Source organism: Verminephrobacter aporrectodeae subsp. tuberculatae At4 (genome assembly GCF_000193225.1).
Taxonomy (GTDB): domain Bacteria; phylum Pseudomonadota; class Gammaproteobacteria; order Burkholderiales; family Burkholderiaceae_C; genus Acidovorax; species Acidovorax aporrectodeae.
The window spans coordinates 1-1,082 of sequence record NZ_AFAL01000183.1; the positions used below are offsets into that span (position 1 = coordinate 1).

1 protein-coding gene and 1 pseudogene are annotated in these 1,082 nt (G+C 76.9%); both read right to left on the bottom strand.

What is annotated here, in order from left to right:
* Positions 1–73 precede the first annotated feature (73 nt).
* On the bottom strand, positions 74–598 hold the full coding sequence (locus tag VTU_RS0105665) for a type II secretion system protein M (RefSeq protein ID WP_236610641.1): 525 nt from the start codon (positions 596–598) through the stop codon (positions 74–76).
* Positions 599–606: 8 nt separating this feature from the next.
* Positions 607–1,082 (bottom strand): annotated as a pseudogene (locus tag VTU_RS0105670) (type II secretion system protein GspL); the annotation flags it as partial.

Sequence of the window (1,082 nt, forward strand, 5' to 3'; positions counted from 1 at the left end):
CGTGGGGCGGGGCCGGGAGGCCGGGGCAGGGCGGGGGGTGCGGGCCATGGGGGGCTGGAGGAGAGACGGCGGATCAACGCGCTGCGGTCGCGGGCAGCGCCAGCAGCAGGGTGCCGTCCCAGCGCGGGGCGCTGCGGTTGGCTGGGTCGGCCGCAGCGCCCTCGGGCGCTGCGGCGCTGCGCGTCAGGCGGGCCTCCAGCGGGGTGGTGTGCGCATTGCTGCGTGCCTGCGCGAGCCATTGGGCCAGCGGCTCGGCGTGCGCGCCCTGGAGGGTGACGGTGACGTGCTCGCCGACCACGTCGAGCCGCGCCGTGTTGCCCAGACGCTGCACGAGCGCGGTGCGCAGCGCGCCCACGGCGTCGCCGGGAGGGGGCTGGGGGGCCGCTTGCAGCTCCTGCGCCTCGGCCTGCAGGCTGTGCATGCGCTGCAACTGGGCGTCGAGCGTGGCGTGGCGCGCGGGGGCGGCGCGCAGCGTGGTCAACGCCGGCGCCAGCGCGAGCCACCACAGCAGCGCCAGCGCCAGCAGGCCGGCAGCCGCGAGCACCAGGCCCTGTTCGCGCGGTGCCAGCGCTTTCCAGAGCTCCTGCAGGCGTTGCATGCGGCGCGTCATGGGCTGCCTTCGGCCTGCAGCAGCAGGCTGCCTTCGTCACGCCGCACCTGGTAGCCGGCGGCCTGCAGGCCTGCGGAGAATGCGGCTTGCGTCTCGGGCGCCAGCGCCACGCCGTGCAGGCGCAGTTCGCCGGGGCGGTATTCGATTCCCGTGGGCGGGCTGCCCGCGGGCAGGGCGGCGCCCGCTGCGGCGAGCAGGGGTTCCAGATCGCGCGCCGTGACGTTGCCCGCGGCCTGCCGCAGCAGGGCCAGCTCGCGTTCCATCTGCACGGGCGCGTCGACGACCACGCGCACCTGCGGGAAGGTCCGGGTGAGCGCGTTGTGCACGGCGGCCTGCTTCGCGGTGAGCGCCCGACGCTCCTGCCAGGCCCAGGCGTTCAGGCCCGCCAGATGCGCCAGCGCGAGCAGCCCGGCGCCCCAGCGCGCGGCGCGCCATTGCGGTGCGTGCAGCCCCGCGTCGAGCGCGTTGCCGA